General features: G+C 68.0%; 26 protein-coding genes. All 26 read right to left on the reverse strand.

Annotation, left to right across the window (positions count from 1 at the left end):
* Positions 1-452, reverse strand: a 452-nt coding sequence (locus tag CF165_RS19725) for a type I methionyl aminopeptidase (protein WP_143268616.1), incomplete at its 3' end; no start/stop codon positions are given.
* A 44-nt stretch (positions 453-496) separates the two neighbouring features.
* On the reverse strand, positions 497-1,051 hold the full coding sequence (locus CF165_RS19730) for an adenylate kinase (protein ID WP_093949023.1): 555 nt from the start codon (positions 1,049-1,051) through the stop codon (positions 497-499).
* On the reverse strand, positions 1,048-2,355 hold the full coding sequence (secY, locus tag CF165_RS19735; RefSeq protein ID WP_093949024.1) for a preprotein translocase subunit SecY: 1,308 nt from the start codon (positions 2,353-2,355) through the stop codon (positions 1,048-1,050). The genes CF165_RS19730 and secY overlap by 4 nt, the downstream gene beginning before the upstream one ends.
* Positions 2,356-2,712: 357 nt before the next feature.
* Positions 2,713-3,735 carry a hypothetical protein gene (locus CF165_RS19740; protein ID WP_093949025.1) on the reverse strand — a complete coding sequence of 341 codons (1,023 nt, stop codon included), beginning with the start codon at positions 3,733-3,735 and terminating at the stop codon, positions 2,713-2,715.
* 110 nt (positions 3,736-3,845) lie between these two features.
* Positions 3,846-4,292, reverse strand: coding sequence for a 50S ribosomal protein L15 (gene rplO, locus CF165_RS19745; protein ID WP_093949026.1), 447 nt, complete (start codon positions 4,290-4,292; stop codon positions 3,846-3,848).
* Entirely contained in the window at positions 4,289-4,474 is a 186-nt protein-coding gene (gene rpmD, locus CF165_RS19750; protein WP_093949027.1) for a 50S ribosomal protein L30, read from the reverse strand. The genes rplO and rpmD overlap by 4 nt, the downstream gene beginning before the upstream one ends.
* A gap of 1 nt (position 4,475) precedes the next feature.
* Positions 4,476-5,123 (reverse strand): 30S ribosomal protein S5, encoded by a 648-nt coding sequence (gene rpsE, locus CF165_RS19755; RefSeq protein ID WP_093949028.1) that lies wholly within the window; start codon positions 5,121-5,123, stop codon positions 4,476-4,478.
* A 34-nt stretch (positions 5,124-5,157) separates the two neighbouring features.
* Entirely contained in the window at positions 5,158-5,556 is a 399-nt protein-coding gene (gene rplR / locus CF165_RS19760; protein WP_167441519.1) for a 50S ribosomal protein L18, read from the reverse strand.
* A gap of 2 nt (positions 5,557-5,558) precedes the next feature.
* Entirely contained in the window at positions 5,559-6,098 is a 540-nt protein-coding gene (gene rplF / locus CF165_RS19765) for a 50S ribosomal protein L6 (protein WP_093949030.1), read from the reverse strand.
* A 16-nt stretch (positions 6,099-6,114) separates the two neighbouring features.
* Positions 6,115-6,513: a 30S ribosomal protein S8 gene (gene rpsH / locus CF165_RS19770; RefSeq protein WP_004558871.1), complete on the reverse strand. Its 399-nt coding sequence runs from the start codon at positions 6,511-6,513 to the stop codon at positions 6,115-6,117.
* A gap of 90 nt (positions 6,514-6,603) precedes the next feature.
* A complete protein-coding gene (locus CF165_RS19775; protein ID WP_004558870.1) occupies positions 6,604-6,789 on the reverse strand; it encodes a type Z 30S ribosomal protein S14 in 186 nt (61 codons plus the stop codon).
* Between the two features lie 4 nt (positions 6,790-6,793).
* On the reverse strand, positions 6,794-7,357 hold the full coding sequence (gene rplE / locus CF165_RS19780; protein ID WP_013222611.1) for a 50S ribosomal protein L5: 564 nt from the start codon (positions 7,355-7,357) through the stop codon (positions 6,794-6,796).
* Positions 7,357-7,671 (reverse strand): 50S ribosomal protein L24, encoded by a 315-nt coding sequence (gene rplX / locus CF165_RS19785; protein ID WP_013222610.1) that lies wholly within the window; start codon positions 7,669-7,671, stop codon positions 7,357-7,359. Before rplX ends, rplE begins: the two co-directional genes overlap by 1 nt.
* Positions 7,671-8,039, reverse strand: coding sequence for a 50S ribosomal protein L14 (rplN, locus tag CF165_RS19790; protein ID WP_004558867.1), 369 nt, complete (start codon positions 8,037-8,039; stop codon positions 7,671-7,673). Before rplN ends, rplX begins: the two co-directional genes overlap by 1 nt.
* Positions 8,040-8,116: 77 nt before the next feature.
* Complete coding sequence (rpsQ, locus tag CF165_RS19795; protein ID WP_013222609.1) at positions 8,117-8,395, reverse strand: 30S ribosomal protein S17; 279 nt, start codon at positions 8,393-8,395, stop codon at positions 8,117-8,119.
* Positions 8,392-8,640, reverse strand: coding sequence for a 50S ribosomal protein L29 (gene rpmC / locus CF165_RS19800; protein ID WP_013222608.1), 249 nt, complete (start codon positions 8,638-8,640; stop codon positions 8,392-8,394). The genes rpsQ and rpmC overlap by 4 nt, the downstream gene beginning before the upstream one ends.
* Positions 8,640-9,059, reverse strand: coding sequence for a 50S ribosomal protein L16 (rplP, locus tag CF165_RS19805; RefSeq protein WP_004558864.1), 420 nt, complete (start codon positions 9,057-9,059; stop codon positions 8,640-8,642). The genes rpmC and rplP overlap by 1 nt, the downstream gene beginning before the upstream one ends.
* Before the next feature lie 3 nt (positions 9,060-9,062).
* Complete coding sequence (gene rpsC / locus CF165_RS19810; protein ID WP_013222607.1) at positions 9,063-9,902, reverse strand: 30S ribosomal protein S3; 840 nt, start codon at positions 9,900-9,902, stop codon at positions 9,063-9,065.
* Positions 9,902-10,321, reverse strand: coding sequence for a 50S ribosomal protein L22 (gene rplV / locus CF165_RS19815; protein ID WP_013222606.1), 420 nt, complete (start codon positions 10,319-10,321; stop codon positions 9,902-9,904). The genes rpsC and rplV overlap by 1 nt, the downstream gene beginning before the upstream one ends.
* Positions 10,322-10,352: 31 nt before the next feature.
* Positions 10,353-10,634, reverse strand: a complete 282-nt coding sequence (gene rpsS / locus CF165_RS19820) for a 30S ribosomal protein S19 (protein ID WP_003102083.1) — start codon at positions 10,632-10,634, stop codon at positions 10,353-10,355.
* 18 nt (positions 10,635-10,652) lie between these two features.
* Positions 10,653-11,489, reverse strand: coding sequence for a 50S ribosomal protein L2 (gene rplB, locus CF165_RS19825; RefSeq protein WP_093949031.1), 837 nt, complete (start codon positions 11,487-11,489; stop codon positions 10,653-10,655).
* 15 nt (positions 11,490-11,504) lie between these two features.
* Complete coding sequence (rplW, locus tag CF165_RS19830; protein ID WP_003102087.1) at positions 11,505-11,816, reverse strand: 50S ribosomal protein L23; 312 nt, start codon at positions 11,814-11,816, stop codon at positions 11,505-11,507.
* The gene (rplD, locus tag CF165_RS19835; RefSeq protein ID WP_093949032.1) at positions 11,813-12,502 is read right to left on the reverse strand and encodes a 50S ribosomal protein L4; all 690 of its coding nucleotides are present in this window, start codon (positions 12,500-12,502) and stop codon (positions 11,813-11,815) included. The genes rplW and rplD overlap by 4 nt, the downstream gene beginning before the upstream one ends.
* Entirely contained in the window at positions 12,499-13,155 is a 657-nt protein-coding gene (gene rplC / locus CF165_RS19840) for a 50S ribosomal protein L3 (protein WP_093949033.1), read from the reverse strand. The genes rplD and rplC overlap by 4 nt, the downstream gene beginning before the upstream one ends.
* A gap of 34 nt (positions 13,156-13,189) precedes the next feature.
* Positions 13,190-13,495 (reverse strand): 30S ribosomal protein S10, encoded by a 306-nt coding sequence (rpsJ, locus tag CF165_RS19845; protein ID WP_003102098.1) that lies wholly within the window; start codon positions 13,493-13,495, stop codon positions 13,190-13,192.
* A gap of 423 nt (positions 13,496-13,918) precedes the next feature.
* Positions 13,919-15,112, reverse strand: coding sequence for an elongation factor Tu (gene tuf / locus CF165_RS19850; RefSeq protein ID WP_093949034.1), 1,194 nt, complete (start codon positions 15,110-15,112; stop codon positions 13,919-13,921).
* Positions 15,113-15,186: the final 74 nt, after the last annotated feature.

Here is a 15,186-nt window from a genome sequence, read left to right on the forward strand (position 1 = left end):
ACGGCATACGAGATGTCGGTGAGCCGGCCGCCGGCGGTGACCGCCTCGATCCCGGCCCACATCGCCGCCTCGGTCGCCGCGGACAGCGCGAGGTCGGCGTCGGAGACCTTGCCGATGGCCAGCGTCACGGCGGAGTCGCCGTGCCAGCCGTCGAGGATCGCCCCGCAGTCGACGGAGATGATGTCGCCGTCGGCGAGCATCTGGGTCTTCGCCGGGATGCCGTGGACGATCTGCTCGTTCACCGACGCGCAGATCGACGCCGGGAAGCCGTGGTAGCCCTTGAACGACGGCACCGCGCCGGCGTCCCGGATCGTCTGCTCGGCCAGCTCGTCGAGCTCGGCGGTGCTGACGCCCGGTTTCGCCGCGGCACGGACCGCGGCGAGCGTGCGGGCGACGACCAGGCCCGCGGCCCGCATCGCCTGCAGCTCGTCGGGGGTCTTGACTTCGATCATGCGCCCACGGCGGAGCACTTGCAGAACACGCAATCCTCCGAGATTCACGTGCGGTCGCGCAGCGCTTTCAGCACGCGGCCGGAGATCTCCTCGACGCTGCCGACGCCGTCGACGGTCACCAGGATGTCGGCGTAGTACTCCAGCAGCGGCGCGGTGTCCGACACGTAGATCTGCTGACGGCGGCGGATGACCTCTTCGGTGTCGTCCGCGCGGCCGCGCGACATGAGCCGCGCGACGACGACGTCCTCCGGGACCTGGAGCTGGATCACCGCGTCGAGCGCGACGTCCGCGTCACCCAGGATCTCGCCGAGGACCTCGGCCTGCTTGGTGTTGCGGGGAAAGCCGTCGAGCAGGAAGCCGACCTTGGCGTCCGGCTCGGCCAGCCGCTCCCGGACCATTTCGTTCGTCACCGAGTCGGGCACGAGCTCGCCCGAGTCCAGGTAGCGCTTCGCCTCCTGGCCGAGCGGGGTCTCCTGGCCGACGTGCGCACGGAACAGGTCACCGGTAGAGATGTGCGGGACGCGCAACTGCTCGGACAGGGCCACCGCCTGCGTGCCCTTGCCCGCACCGGGCGGGCCGACGAGAACCAGGCGCGTCACTTCAAGAACCCTTCGTAGTTGCGCTGCATCAGCTGGCTTTCGATCTGCTTCACGGTGTCAAGGCCGACACCGACCATGATCAGCACAGCCGTGCCACCGAACGGGAAGTTCTGGTTGTTCCCGCTCCCGGTCACCGACAGGAAGAAGTTCGGAAGGATCGCGATGATGCCCAGGTACAGCGAACCCGGCAGGGTGATGCGGCCGAGCACGAAGCTCAGGTACTCCGCGGTCGGGCGGCCCGGGCGGATGCCCGGGATGAAGCCACCGAACTTCTTCATCTCGTCCGCACGCTCGTCCACGTTGAACGTGATCGTGATGTAGAAGTACGTGAAGAAGATGATCAGGGCGAAGTACAGCGCGATGTGCACCCAGCTGGACTGGTTCACGATGTAGTTCTTGATGAACACCTGCCAGCCGGAGTTGCTGTTCTGGTCGCCGACGAGGCGGCTGATCAGGTCCGGCAGGTACAGCAGGGACGACGCGAAGATGACCGGGATGACGCCGGCCTGGTTCACCTTGATCGGCAGGTAGGTCGACGTGCCGCCGTACATCCGGCGGCCGATCATGCGCTTGGCGTACTGCACCGGGATCCGGCGCTGGCCCTGCTCGACGAAGATGACGCTGGCGATGATCACCAGGCCGAAGGCGCAGACGATCGCCAGGCCGAAGCCACCCGCGTTGCTGAGGATGTTGCCGCCCTCGACCGGGATGCGGGCCGCGATGTTCAGGAAGATCAGGACGGACATGCCGTTGCCGACGCCGCGCTCGGTGATCAGCTCGCCCAGCCACATCATGACGGCGGTGCCCGCGGTCATGGTGATGACGATGATCGCCAGCGAGTAGACGCTGTTGTCCGGGATGATCGGCGACTGGCAGTCGGGGAAGAGCTGCTTGCGGTCCGCGAGCGCGACCACACCGGTGGCCTGCAGGATCGCCAGCGCGATCGTCAGGTACCGGGTGTACTGGGTCAGCTTGCCCTGGCCGGACTGCCCTTCCTTCTTCAGCTCCTCGAACCGCGGGATGACCACGGTGAGCAGCTGGATGATGATGCTCGCCGTGATGTACGGCATGATGCCGGTCGAGAAGAGCGACAGCTGCAGCAGCGCACCACCGCTGAACAGGTTCAGCAGCTGGTAGACGCCCTCCTGCTGCGCCTGGGAGCTGCAGGCCTGTACGGCACCGTACGAGATGCCGGGCGCCGGAATGGTCGCACCGATTCGGTAAACCGCGACGATGGCTAGCGTGAACAGGATCTTCTTGCGTAGATCCGGCGTCGCGAGAGCCGAGCGGAAGGCGCTGAGCACGCGGGGGACCTCCTCGGCGTCGTCGGCTGTCCTAACCGACGATCGGCTTGGCCGGTACGGGGACCGGCAGGAACACACAGCACTACTGGCACGCAAGCCAGGAACGCTTCGGGGCACACTCGTCCCGAAGCGTGTCGCCGACTCTAACAGCTTCACAGGGCGTGTCCGCAGTCCGTGTGCGTTTTCCGTACCAAGGTTGCTCCGGCGGGTTGATCCACATCGCCGAGTTGGCCGATTCCCTTGACAGATGTGGATCACCCGCCGACGGCGCGAGCACCCCGGCCCGGTCGGCGAGGACCCATCGGCGCCCTGGTGGACGGTACGTCGGGACCGCCGGTGACCTGCGTCGATGAGTGGTCAGGGACGTTCGTCGTCCGGCGGGAGCACCGTGATGGCGACGCCTGAGGGTGGCGTCGGGGTGTCGGCGAAGGCGGCGGCGGGGTCGGCCCAGCCGGCCGGCACTCCGGCCGGCTGGAGGGCCAGGTGGGCCACGACGGCCGCGACCACCGCCAGGAGGATGGCCCCGATGAGTAGCCAAAGGCCCGGTGCGACGGTGACGTCCAGCTCGATTTGCTCCGTGGCCGACCAGCCGACCCCGTTCATGGCGATCGTCGCGACGGCACCGGCCGTGAAGGCCGCCCCGGCGACGACCAGCGCGCGGGTGAGAACGCGCCCGGGTCGCGTCGCGGCGAAGAAGGCCGCGATGGTCAGCAGGGCGACGGCGACGAGGAGCGGGATGCCCATCGGCGAGCTCGACACGTCGGTCGCCTCCTGGCCGGGGTACTGGTAGCTGACGCCCCAGGCCGTCTGGACGGCGGTCACGTCGGGCGCGCCGATCAGCCCGCCTTGGCTGAGGTGCTGCCGGACCAGGAAGAGCGGGAGGAAGGAGCCGAGGCCGGCCAGCAGGGCGGCCAGGGCGACGAGGGCGGCGGGGAGGAAGCGCAGGGTGCCCGTGGGCGGCATCGGCGCAGCGGCGGCCGCCTGGGCCGGGACGGACTGGTGCAGCGCTCCCTGGGCGGGCTGAGGCGGCCATACGGCCTGCGGAGGCACCCCCGCGGCGGGCTGGGGCGGCGGTCCGGCCGGCGGCGGGGACGGCTCGGCCGCCCCCGGGAGCTGGGCGACCGGGAACGGCAAGGGCGTCGACGGCGGTTCCGCGGGCTGGGGCGGGTGCTCGAGCCGGGGAGCCTCGACCGGGAAGCTCAACGGCGACTCCCCCGGGCCATCGCCCCCCAGCCGGGAAGCCTCCGCCCGGAAGGATTCCACCGGCGCCGGCGCCGCGACGTCCGGAGACAGCGAAGCCTCCACGGGGAAGCTCAACGGCGAGTCCGCCGCCGCGATCGGCGGGTCTGTCCGGTCCGGATCCTGCGCAGGTCTGTCCACCCTGTTGATCCTCCGTCCGGATTCCCGCCACAGCAAGGAGCCTGTCCGGCCGGGAACGCCGAAAGGCCCGCCTGGCGGGGCCAGGCGGGCCGTTCGGTACCGACTACTGCTCAGTTCGTGGTGGCGGAGCCACCGGCAGCTTCGAGCTTCTCCTTGGCGGAACCGGAGAACGCGTCGGCGGTGACGTCCAGCTTGACTCCGTTCACGTCGCCGTTGCCGAGGACCTTCACCAGCTTGCCCTTGCGGACCAGGCCGCCCTTGACCAGCTCGTCGGCACCGATGGTGCCGCCGTCCGGGAAGACGCGGGCGATGTCGCCCACGTTCACCGGCTGGTACTCGGTGCGGAAGCGGTTCTTGAAGCCGCGAAGCTTCGGGAGCCGCATCTGGATGGGCATCTGCCCACCCTCGAACCGGGCCGGCACGTTCTTCCGGGCCTTGGTGCCCTTCGTACCGCGACCGGCCGTCTTGCCCTTCGAACCCTCACCACGGCCCACGCGCATCTTCTCGCGCTTGGCGCCCGGAGCCGGACGCAGGTGGTGGATCTTGATGGCCGTCATGCCTTGACCTCCTCGACCTCCACCAGGTGGCGGACGGTGTGGATCAGGCCGCGCACCTGGGGGGTGTCATCACGCACGACGCTCTGGCGGATCTTGCGCAGCCCGAGGGTGCGCAGCGACTCGCGGTGAGCGTGCTTCGTGCCGATCTTGCTCTTGACCTGGGTGACCTTGAGCTGAGCCATGTCAGACCACCTGGCCAGCGCGTTGGCGCATCATCCGGGCCGGAGCGACGTCCTCGAGCGGGAGACCGCGGCGGGCCGCGACCTCTTCGGGACGCTGCAGGCCCTTGAGGGCCGCCACGGTCGCGTGCACGATGTTGATCGCGTTGTCGGAGCCGAGCGACTTCGACAGCACGTCGTGGACACCCGCGCACTCCAGCACCGCGCGCACCGGGCCACCGGCGATGACACCGGTACCGGCGGACGCCGGACGGAGCAGCACGACACCGGCGGACGCCTCACCCGTGATCGGGTGGGGGATGGTGCCACCGATGCGCGGGACGCGGAAGAAGTTCTTCTTCGCTTCCTCGACGCCCTTGGCGATCGCCGCGGGAACTTCCTTGGCCTTGCCGTAGCCGACGCCGACCTGACCGTCGCCGTCGCCGACGACCACCAGGGCGGTGAAGCTGAAGCGACGACCACCCTTGACGACCTTGGCGACGCGGTTGATCGTCACGACCTTCTCGAGGTGCGGGGTCTTGTCCTGGCCGGCCCCGCCACGGCCGCTGTCGCGCCGGTCCCGGCCGCCACCGCGGCGTTCATTGCGGTCGTTGCCGCCCTGCCCGCCGGGTCCGCCCTGTCCGCCGCCGAATTGCCGTGTACGTCCCGGCATCAGGCATTCCTTCCGTTAACAAGCTTCTGCATCGTCAGAACTCCAACCCCGCCTCACGGGCGGCGTCGGCGAGCGCGGCGATGCGGCCGTGGTAGGCGTTGCCCCCACGGTCGAACACCACAGCCGAGATCCCGGCGTTCTTGGCCCGCGCGGCGACGAGCTCCCCGACCTTCGCGGCCTTGGCCTTCTTATCGCCGTCGACCGCCCGGACGTCCGCCTCGAGGGTGGACGCCGACACCAGCGTGTGGCCGGCGAGGTCGTCGATGACCTGCACGGCGATGTGCCGCGAGGACCGCTTGACGACCAGGCGCGGACGCTGGTCGGTGCCCGAGACCTTCTTGCGGAGCCGGAAGTGCCGACGGGCCTTCGCGACGCGGCGGCGGGTCGAGATGTCCTTGCCCACCGGCTTGCGCTTCGTAGTCGTGTCGCTCATGATCACTTACCCGTCTTTCCGACCTTGCGGCGGATCTTCTCACCCTCGTAGCGCAGGCCCTTGCCCTTGTACGGGTCCGGGCGCCGCAGCCTGCGGATGACGGCCGAGATCTGGCCGACCTTCTGCTTGTCGATGCCCGAGACCGAGAACCGGGTCGGGGTCTCCACCTTGAAGGTGATGCCCTCGGGGGCCTCGATCTTGACCGGGTGCGAGTAGCCGAGGGCGAACTCGAGGTCCGAGCCCTTGGCCTGCACGCGGTAACCCACGCCGTGGATTTCCATCTTCTTCTCGTAGCCGGCGGTGACGCCGACGACGAGGTTGTTCACCAGCGTGCGGGTGAGCCCGTGCAGCGCCTTGGAGTTGCGCTCGTCGTCCGGGCGCTTCACCAGCAGCGTGCCGTCTTCGTCGCGCTCGACGACGATCGGCTCGGCGACGGTGTGCTCGAGGGTGCCCTTGGGCCCCTTGACCTTGATGTGCTGACCGTCGATGGTCACCTCGACCCCGGAAGGGACGGCGACCGGCAGCTTTCCGATGCGTGACATGCCTGTACCCCTTCCCTTACCAGACGTAGGCGAGGACTTCGCCGCCCACGCTGTTGCGCTTGGCCTGCCGGTCCGTCTGCAGGCCACCGGACGTCGAGATGATCGCGATGCCCAGGCCGCCGAGGACCGACGGCAGTTCGGTCGATTTTGCGTAGACCCGCAGACCGGGCTTGGAGACCCGCCGCAGGCCGGCGATGCTCCGCTCACGGTTGGGGCCGTACTTGAGCTCGACGACGAGGTTCTTGTGCTTCTCGCCCGGCTCGTCGTGGTAACCCGCGATGTAGCCCTCGCGCTTGAGGATCTCGGCGATGTTCGCCTTGAGCTTCGAGTGCGGGAGCTTGACCTCGTCGTGGTACGCCGAGTTCGCGTTACGCAGACGCGTCAAGAAGTCTGCGATGGGGTCGGTCATCGTCATGGTGACCTGTCAACCTTTCTCGCCTGGTTCCCCGCCGCCCGGAATGCGGGCGGCGGGGCCTGTGGCGAAGTGGGAGTTAAAAAGAAGCTCTTACCAGCTGGACTTGCGGACGCCGGGCAGCTCGCCCGCGTGCGCCATTTCGCGAAGGCAGATCCGGCAGAGCCCGAACTTGCGGAACACGGCGTGCGGGCGGCCGCACCGCTGACAGCGGGTGTAGGCGCGCACGGCGAACTTCGGCTTCTTCGCGGCCTTGTGGACCAGGGCTTTCTTGGCCATCGGCTCAGTTCTCCTTGAACGGGAAGCCGAGCTTGCGCAGCAGCGCCCGGCCCTCGTCGTCGTTCGTGGCGGTCGTGACGACGGTGACGTCCATGCCGCGGGGGCGGTCGATGGAGTCGGGGTCGATCTCGTGGAACATCGACTGCTCGTTGAGACCGAACGTGTAGTTGCCGTGGCCGTCGAACTGCTTCGGCGAAAGCCCGCGGAAGTCGCGGATACGCGGCAGCGCGATGGTCAGCAGCCGGTCGAGGAACTCCCACATCCGGTCGCCGCGCAGCGTGACGCGCGCGCCGATCGGCTGGCCTTCACGCAGCTTGAACTGCGCGATGGACTTGCGGGCCTTCCGGACCTCCGGCTTCTGGCCGGTGATCAGGGCGAGGTCCTTGACCGCGCCCTCGATCAGCTTGCTGTCGCGGGCGGCGTCGCCGACGCCCATGTTCACGACGACCTTCGTCACGCCCGGGATCTGGTGGACGTTGGCGAAGGAGAACTCAGCCTGCAGCTGGCCCTTGATTTCCTCGCGGTAGCGCACCTTGAGGCGCGGCGAGGTCTTCTCTGCGGTGGTCATCAGATGTCCTTACCGTTCCGGCGCGAGATCCGGACCTTCTTGCCGTCCTCGCCGATGCGGTAACCCACCCGGGCCGGCTTGCCGTCCGAGTCGACGACCATCACGTTCGAGACGTGGATGGGCGCCTCCTGCGTGACGATGCCACCGGACTGCGCGCCGCGCTGGGTCTGGCTGATCCGCGTGTGCTTCTTGATCCGGTTCACGCCCTCGACCAGCACGCGCTCGCGCTCCGGGTAGGCCTGGATGACCTTGCCCTTGGCGCCCTTGTCCTTGCCGGCGATGACGACGACCGTGTCGCCCTTCTTCACCTTCATCACAGCACCTCCGGCGCGAGCGAAATGATCTTCATGAACTTTCGGTCGCGCAGCTCGCGGCCCACCGGGCCGAAGATGCGGGTGCCGCGGGGCTCGTTGTCGTTCTTGATGAGCACGGCGGCATTCTCGTCGAACCGGATGTAGGAACCGTCCGGACGACGGCGCTCCTTGACCGTGCGGACGATGACGGCCTTGACGACGTCGCCCTTCTTCACCCCGGCAGCCGGGATGGCGTCCTTCACGGTGGCGACGATGATGTCGCCGATGCCGGCGTAGCGCCGCCCGGAGCCACCGAGAACGCGGATGCAGAGGATTTCCTTCGCACCCGTGTTGTCGGCTACCCGAAGCCGCGACTCCTGCTGGATCACGTCAACTCCTGTATGTCGCGCCGGTTCTCGCCCGACGAGCGAGCCTTGCGGAACTAAGAACTCTTAAAGAGCCCTGCTTACTTGGCCTTCTCCACGATCTGCACCAGGCGCCACCGCTTCGTCGCCGACAGCGGGCGGGTCTCCATCAGGGTGACCCGGTCGCCCACGCCCGCCTCGTTGTTCTCGTCGTGCACCTTCACCTTGGTGGTGGAGCGGACGACCTTCGAGTAACGGGGGTGCTTCTTGCGGTCCTCGAGCTCGACCACGATCGTCTTGTTCATCTTGTCCGAGACGACGTAGCCCTCGCGGACCTTACGGTCGTTCCGGGCCGGCGTCTCGGTGGTGGGCTCGCTCATGCGGCACCTTCACTCTCGGCGTCGGGGGCAACGGACAGGCCGAGTTCGCGCTCGCGCATGACCGTGTAGATCCGCGCGATGTCCGTGCGGACGGTGCGCAGACGGCGGTTGTTGTCGAGCTGCCCAGTCGCCATCTGGAAGCGGAGGTTGAACAGCTCCTCCTTGTATTCCTTCAGACGCAGGACGAGCTCTTCCGCGGTGAGCTCACGCAGCTCCGATGCCTGTGCGGCACCTGCGTTAGCCATCAGAACTCACCACCTTCACGGGTCACGATGCGGCACTTCATGGGCAGCTTGTGGATCGCGCGGCGCAGCGCCTCGCGAGCCGTCTCCTCGTTCGGGAACGAGATCTCGAACATCACGCGACCCGGCTTCACGTTGGCGATCCACCACTCGGGCGAACCCTTACCGGAACCCATCCGGGTCTCGGCCGGCTTCTTGGTCAGCGGGCGGTCCGGGTAGATCGTCGTCCACACCTTGCCGCCGCGCTTGATGTGACGGGTCATGGCGATACGAGCGGACTCGATCTGCCGGTTCGTCACGTAGCTGTGCTCAAGCGCCTGGATGCCGTACTCGCCGAAGCTGACCTTCGTGCCACCCTTGGCGGCGCCGTGGCGCTTCGGGGAGTGCTGCTTCCGGTGCTTGACCCTGCGCGGGATGAGCACGTCTCAGCCCTCCGTCTTTTCTGCGGTCTCGGTGGCCGGAGCCGCCGGGGCCTCGGTCGTGGCCGCAGCGGCGGCGCGACCGGCTTCGGTCGAGGTGGCGGTCGTGCCCGAGGCGCCGGAACGACGCGGACGGGACGGCCGGTCGCTGCGGTCACGGTCGCGACCACCGCGCGGCGCGCGCTCGGCGGCGTCGCGGGCTTCGCGGGCCTTCAGGCCACCGACGAGCTCACCCTTGTAGATCCACACCTTGACGCCGATGCGACCGAACGTCGTCTTGGCCTCGAAGAAGCCGTAGTCGATGTCGGCGCGCAGCGTGTGCAGCGGGACGCGGCCATCGCGGTAGTGCTCGGAGCGGGACATCTCGGCACCGCCGAGACGACCGCCGCACTGCACGCGGATGCCCTTGACCTGCGGCGAGCGCATGGAGGTCTGGATCGCCTTCCGCATCGCGCGGCGGAACGCCACGCGGTTGGAGAGCTGCTCCGCGACCGCCTGGGCGACCAGCTGGGCGTCGGCCTCGGGGTTCTTGACCTCGAGGATGTTCAGCTGGACCTGCTTCTTGGTCAGCTTCTCCAGTGCGCCGCGGATCCGGTCGGCCTCCGCGCCGCGACGGCCGATGACGATGCCCGGCCGGGCGGTGTGGATGTCCACGCGGACGCGGTCACGGGTGCGCTCGATCTCGACCTTGGAGATGCCCGCGCGCTCCATGCCGGTGGCGAGGAGCTTGCGGATCTTGACGTCCTCGGCCACGTACTCGGCGTACTGCTTGTCGGCGTACCAGCGCGACTTCCAGTCCGTGGTGATACCCAGGCGGAAACCGTGCGGGTTGATCTTCTGGCCCACTACCGGCCACCTGCCTTCTTCTTGCTCTGAGCCTTCTGCGCGACGGCCGGACGCGACTCCACCTCGACGGTGATGTGGCTGGTCCGCTTGCGGATCCGGTACGCGCGGCCCTGGGCCCGCGGGCGGATGCGCTTGAGGGTGGGGCCCTCGTCGGCGTACGCGTTCTTGACCCAGAGCGTCTCCGGGTCCAGCTGAAGGTTGTTCTCGGCGTTGGCCACGGCGCTGGCGAGCACCTTCGCGACCGGCTCGCTGGCCGCCTGCGGGGCGAACCGGAGCACGGCCAAGGCGTCGGCGGCGCTACGTCCCTTGATGAGCTCGATCACCCGGCGCACCTTGGTCGGCGAGTCCCGGACGAAGCGAGCCCGCGCGTACGCCGTAGGCAGTTCAGCCTCGGTCGTCGCGTCGTTCTGGGCGTTCATCGCTACTTCCCTTGTTCTCTCTCGTGCCCGCTCAGCGGCGGCGCGACTTGCGGTCGTCCTTGATGTGGCCCTTGAAGGTCCGCGTCGGGGCGAATTCGCCCAGCTTGTGACCCACCATCGCCTCGGTGACGAACACCGGGACGTGCTTGCGGCCGTCGTGCACGGCGATCGTGTGACCCAGGAAGTCCGGGATGATCGTCGAGCGGCGGGACCAGGTCTTGATGACCGTCTTCTTGCCCGATTCGTTCAGCGCGTCCACCTTCTTGAGCAGGTGGTCGTCCACGAACGGGCCCTTTTTGAGGCTACGTGGCATTTGGTTCTACCTCCCTGCTCAGCGCTTGTTCTTGCCGGTGCGACGGCGGCGGACGATGAGGGCGTCGGACGCCTTGCGGCGACGCGTGCGGCCCTCGGGCTTACCGTTCGGGTTGACCGGGTGGCGACCACCGGAGGTCTTACCCTCACCACCACCGTGCGGGTGGTCGACCGGGTTCATGACGACACCACGGACCGTGGGGCGCTTGCCGCGCCAGCGGTTGCGGCCGGCCTTGCCCCAGTTGATGTTGGCGTGCTCGGAGTTGCCGACCTCGCCGACCGTGGCGCGGTTGCGCACGTCCACGTTGCGGATCTCGCCCGAGGGGAGACGCAGCTGGGCGTACGGACCGTCCTTGGCGACGAGCTGCACCTTCGCGCCGGCGGACCGCGCCATCTTCGCGCCGCCACCGGGGCGGAGCTCGATCGCGTGGATCACGGTGCCGACCGGGATGTTGCGCAGCGGCAGGTTGTTGCCCGGCTTGATGTCGGCCCGGGGGCCGTTCTCGACGGTGTCGCCCTGCTTCAGCTTCTCCGGCGCGATGATGTAGCGCTTCTCGCCGTCGGCGTAGTGCAGCAGCGCGATGCGCGCGGTGCGGTTGGGGTCGTACTCGATGTGCGCGACCTTGGCCGGGATGCCGTCCTTGTCATGGCGACGGAAGTCGATGACGCGGTAAGCACGCTTGTGGCCGCCACCCTTGTGCCGGGTGGTGATCTTGCCGGAAGAGTTACGACCGCCCGAGCCGCTCAGCGGACGCAGCAGCGACTTCTCCGGAGTGGAGCGGGTGATCTCGGCGAAGTCCGAGACGCTCGAACCGCGACGACCCGGGGTCGTCGGCTTGTACTTGCGGATGCCCATTGTCAGCTCAGTCCTTTACGCGGTGGGTCCGCCGAAGATCTCGATCGCCTTGCTTTCAGGCGAAAGAGTCACGATGGCGCGCTTGGTGTCCTTGCGCTTGCCGAAGCCTGCGCGAGTCCGCTTCCGCTTGCCCTGGCGGTTGGCCGTGTTGACGCTGACCACCTTGACGCCGAACACCTTCTCGACCGCGATCTTGATCTGGGTCTTGTTGGCGTCCGGGCGGACGATGAACGTGTACTTGTGGTCCTCGAGCAGCCCGTAGGACTTCTCGGAGATGACCGGCGCGAGCAGGATGTCGCGGGGGTCCGGAATGGCGACCGAACTCACTTCTCGTCACTCCCTTCCGTGACCTCGCCCGACCGCGCGGAAGCCTTGACGGACTTGCCGCGGACGGGGCCGGCGACGAACGCGTCGTACGCGGCCTTGGTGAACACGACGTCGTCGTTGACCAACACGTCGTAGGTGTTGAGCTGGTCCGCCCAGAGGATGTGCACCTCGGGCAGGTTCCGCAGGGAAACCCAGCTCAGCTCGTCGTCCCGGTGCAGCACCACGAGCACGCGCTTCGCCAGCGTCACCGCGGCGAGGGCGGCCTTGGCGGCCTTGGTGTTCGGCTTCTCACCGGTCACCAGCTCGGTGACGACGTGCAGCTGGCCGGCGCGGGCCCGGTCGGAGAGGGCGCCACGCAGGGCGGCGGCCTTCATCTTCTTCGGGGTGCGCTGGGAGTAGTCACGCGGCGTGGGGCCGTGGACGACGCCACCGCCGACGAACTGCGGCGCGCGGGTCGAACCCTGGCGGGCACGACCGGTGCCCTTCTGCCGGTACGGCTTCTTGCCGCCACCGCGAACTTCACCACGGGTCTTCGTGTCGTGCGTGCCCTGGCGAGCGGCGGCCTGCTGGGCCACCACGACCTGGTGCATCAGCGCGACATTGGCCTGCACGTCGAAGATCTCCTCGGGGAGGTCCACGGTGCCGTCGGCTTTACCGGCCGGGGTCTTCAGCTCGACGCTTGTCATTCGGAGTTACCACCCTTCGCGGCGCTGCGAACGAACAGCACGCCGCCCTTGGGACCGGGCACAGCGCCCTTGATCAGCAGCAGGCCGTCTTCGGCACGCACCGCGTGCACGGTCAGGTTCTGCGTGGTGACCCGGTCGTTGCCCATCCGGCCCGCCATGCGCAGGCCCTTGAAGACGCGGCCGGGGGTGGCGCAGCCACCGATGGAACCCGGCTTGCGGTGCACGGCCTGGGCACCGTGGCTCGCGCCCTGGCCCTTGAAGCCGTGGCGCTTCATGACGCCCGCGTAGCCCTTGCCCTTGCTGGTCCCGGTCACGTCGACCTCGACGCCGGCGGCGAACACCTCGGCGGTGATCTCCTGGCCGACCTCGTAGGTCTCGGCGTCGGTGGTGCGCAGCTCGGCGAGGAACCGGCGCGGCGTCACGCCCGCCTTGTCGAAGTGGCCGGTGCGCGGCTTGTTCACCTTGCGCGGGTCGACCGCGCCGAACGCCAGCTGCACGGCCGTGTAGCCGTCCTTGTCCTGGGTCCGAACCTGGGTGACCACGTTCGGACCGGCCTTCACGACGGTGACCGGGACAACCCGGTTCTGTTCGTCGAAGACCTGGGTCATGCCGAGCTTGGTGCCCAGGATGCCCTTCATCTGCCTGTCAGACATGAGTCTCTTACTCTCCGCCGCTCGCCCGCCGCTACTACTGGATGTTGACGTCGACGCTCGCCGGCAGGTCGATGCGCATGAGCGCGTCGACCGTCTTCGGCGTCGGGTCGAGGATGTCGATCAGACGCTTGTGCGTGCGCATCTCGAAGTGCTCGCGCGAGTCCTTGTACTTGTGCGGCGAGCGGATGACGCAGTAAACGTTCTTCTCGGTGGGCAGCGGCACCGGCCCGACAACACGGGCGCCGGTGCGCGTGACCGTCTCCACGATCTTGCGCGCCGAGGTGTCGATCGCCTCGTGGTCGTAGGCCTTGAGCCGGATGCGGATCTTCTGTCCCGCCATGGTGGCTGCTCGTTCCTTGTCGTCTCGTGCCGCTATCTCACAAACCCCGCTGGGTGTTGCCACCCTGAGCCTGGGTTTCCGCAGTTCAACGGCCCTGTCCCCGGTCCACGCGGTCGGGCGTGTCGCGCCCGACGCACAGACGGATCCCGCGGGATCGTCGTCTTGCCTGGTCTTCCTCAACGTGAGGAGGCTATGAGCCGGCACGCTTTCGCAAGCATTGTCGTCTCACCGCCCTTGCCCGCTCGCCTCACCCGAAGGAAAGAGCTCCGCGGACCGTGGCCACTCGCACCGAGGCGGCCGGACCCTCTCGAAGAAAACCCCGACAAGGATCGGCCGCCCCAGGACGAGCAACCTGAATAGTGTCGCACACGTGATTTGACGCCCCTGAGCCGGGGGTGTATCACCCCCGGCCGGGGCGCGAAATCACTTGATGATCTTGGTAACCTGGCCCGCGCCGACGGTCCGGCCACCCTCGCGGATGGCGAAGCGCAGACCCTCGTCCATCGCGACCGGCTGGATCAGCTGGACCGAGATGTCGGTGTTGTCGCCCGGCATGACCATCTCGGTGCCCTCGGGGAGGGTCACGACGCCGGTCACGTCGGTGGTGCGGAAGTAGAACTGCGGGCGGTAGTTGTTGAAGAACGGGGTGTGACGGCCACCCTCGTCCTTCGACAGGATGTAGACCCGGCCCTCGAAGTCGGTGTGCGGGGTGGTGGTGCCCGGCTTCACGACGACCTGGCCGCGCTCGACGTCCTCGCGCTTGATACCGCGGACCAGCAGGCCGACGTTGTCGCCCGCCTGGCCCGAGTCGAGCAGCTTGCGGAACATCTCGACACCGGTGACGGTGGTCTTGGTCGACTTCTCGCGGATACCCACGATCTCGACCTCTTCGTTGACGTTGATCTGGCCGCGCTCGACGCGACCGGTCACCACGGTGCCACGACCGGTGATGGTGAAGACGTCTTCGATCGGCATCAGGAACGGCTTGTCGAGCTCGCGCACCGGGTCCGGCACGCTGTCGTCGACGGCCGCCATGAGCTCGAGAACGGCCTCGGCCCACTTCTCGTCGCCCTCGAGGGCCTTGAGACCGGACACGCGCACGACCGGCGCGTCGTCGCCCGGGAACTCCTGCGAGGACAGCAGCTCGCGGACCTCCAGCTCGACGAGCTCGAGGATCTCCTCGTCGTCGACCATGTCGGCCTTGTTCAGCGCGACCACGATGTAGGGCACGCCGACCTGGCGGGCGAGCAGCACGTGCTCACGGGTCTGCGGCATCGGGCCGTCGGTGGCGGCCACGACCAGGATCGCGCCGTCCATCTGGGCGGCACCGGTGATCATGTTCTTGATGTAGTCCGCGTGACCCGGGGCGTCGACGTGCGCGTAGTGACGCTTCTCGGTCTGGTACTCGACGTGCGAGATGTTGATCGTGATGCCGCGCTGCTTCTCTTCCGGCGCGTTGTCGATCTGGTCGAACGCCCGCGACTCGTTCAGCTCCGGGTACTTGTCGTGCAGCACCTTGGTGATGGCCGCGGTCAGAGTCGTCTTGCCGTGGTCAACGTGACCGATGGTGCCGATGTTGACGTGCGGCTTGGTCCGCTCGAATTTCGCCTTCGCCACTGGAATGTCCTCCTGGACTGATTTCGCTTTGTGCTCGTGGGGCGGCGTGGCTGCCGCCCCACGATTGTTCCTTC

This window comes from Amycolatopsis vastitatis, assembly GCF_002234595.1.
Lineage (GTDB): Bacteria > Actinomycetota > Actinomycetes > Mycobacteriales > Pseudonocardiaceae > Amycolatopsis > Amycolatopsis vastitatis.

What these genes read in the sequence shown, in the direction of transcription:
- rpsH (WP_004558871.1), bottom strand. Translation starts at nt 6,513, where the DNA reads ATGACGATGACCGACCCCATCGCAGACTTCTTGACGCGTCTGCGTAAC.
- rplR (WP_167441519.1), bottom strand. Translation starts at nt 5,556, where the DNA reads ATGAGCGACACGACTACGAAGCGCAAGCCGGTGGGCAAGGACATCTCG.
- rplC (WP_093949033.1), bottom strand. Translation starts at nt 13,155, where the DNA reads ATGTCTGACAGGCAGATGAAGGGCATCCTGGGCACCAAGCTCGGCATG.
- rplB (WP_093949031.1), bottom strand. Translation starts at nt 11,489, where the DNA reads ATGGGCATCCGCAAGTACAAGCCGACGACCCCGGGTCGTCGCGGTTCG.
- rplD (WP_093949032.1), bottom strand. Translation starts at nt 12,502, where the DNA reads ATGACAAGCGTCGAGCTGAAGACCCCGGCCGGTAAAGCCGACGGCACC.
- rplE (WP_013222611.1), bottom strand. Translation starts at nt 7,357, where the DNA reads ATGACCACCGCAGAGAAGACCTCGCCGCGCCTCAAGGTGCGCTACCGC.
- rpsJ (WP_003102098.1), bottom strand. Translation starts at nt 13,495, where the DNA reads ATGGCGGGACAGAAGATCCGCATCCGGCTCAAGGCCTACGACCACGAG.
- rpmD (WP_093949027.1), bottom strand. Translation starts at nt 4,474, where the DNA reads ATGGCTCAGCTCAAGGTCACCCAGGTCAAGAGCAAGATCGGCACGAAG.
- rpsE (WP_093949028.1), bottom strand. Translation starts at nt 5,123, where the DNA reads ATGCCGGGACGTACACGGCAATTCGGCGGCGGACAGGGCGGACCCGGC.
- rpsQ (WP_013222609.1), bottom strand. Translation starts at nt 8,395, where the DNA reads ATGAGCGAGCCCACCACCGAGACGCCGGCCCGGAACGACCGTAAGGTC.
- rplX (WP_013222610.1), bottom strand. Translation starts at nt 7,671, where the DNA reads ATGAAGGTGAAGAAGGGCGACACGGTCGTCGTCATCGCCGGCAAGGAC.
- rplO (WP_093949026.1), bottom strand. Translation starts at nt 4,292, where the DNA reads ATGACGGCCATCAAGATCCACCACCTGCGTCCGGCTCCGGGCGCCAAG.
- rplF (WP_093949030.1), bottom strand. Translation starts at nt 6,098, where the DNA reads ATGTCACGCATCGGAAAGCTGCCGGTCGCCGTCCCTTCCGGGGTCGAG.
- rplV (WP_013222606.1), bottom strand. Translation starts at nt 10,321, where the DNA reads ATGAACGCCCAGAACGACGCGACGACCGAGGCTGAACTGCCTACGGCG.
- rpmC (WP_013222608.1), bottom strand. Translation starts at nt 8,640, where the DNA reads ATGGCTAACGCAGGTGCCGCACAGGCATCGGAGCTGCGTGAGCTCACC.
- CF165_RS19775 (WP_004558870.1), bottom strand. Translation starts at nt 6,789, where the DNA reads ATGGCCAAGAAAGCCCTGGTCCACAAGGCCGCGAAGAAGCCGAAGTTC.
- rpsS (WP_003102083.1), bottom strand. Translation starts at nt 10,634, where the DNA reads ATGCCACGTAGCCTCAAAAAGGGCCCGTTCGTGGACGACCACCTGCTC.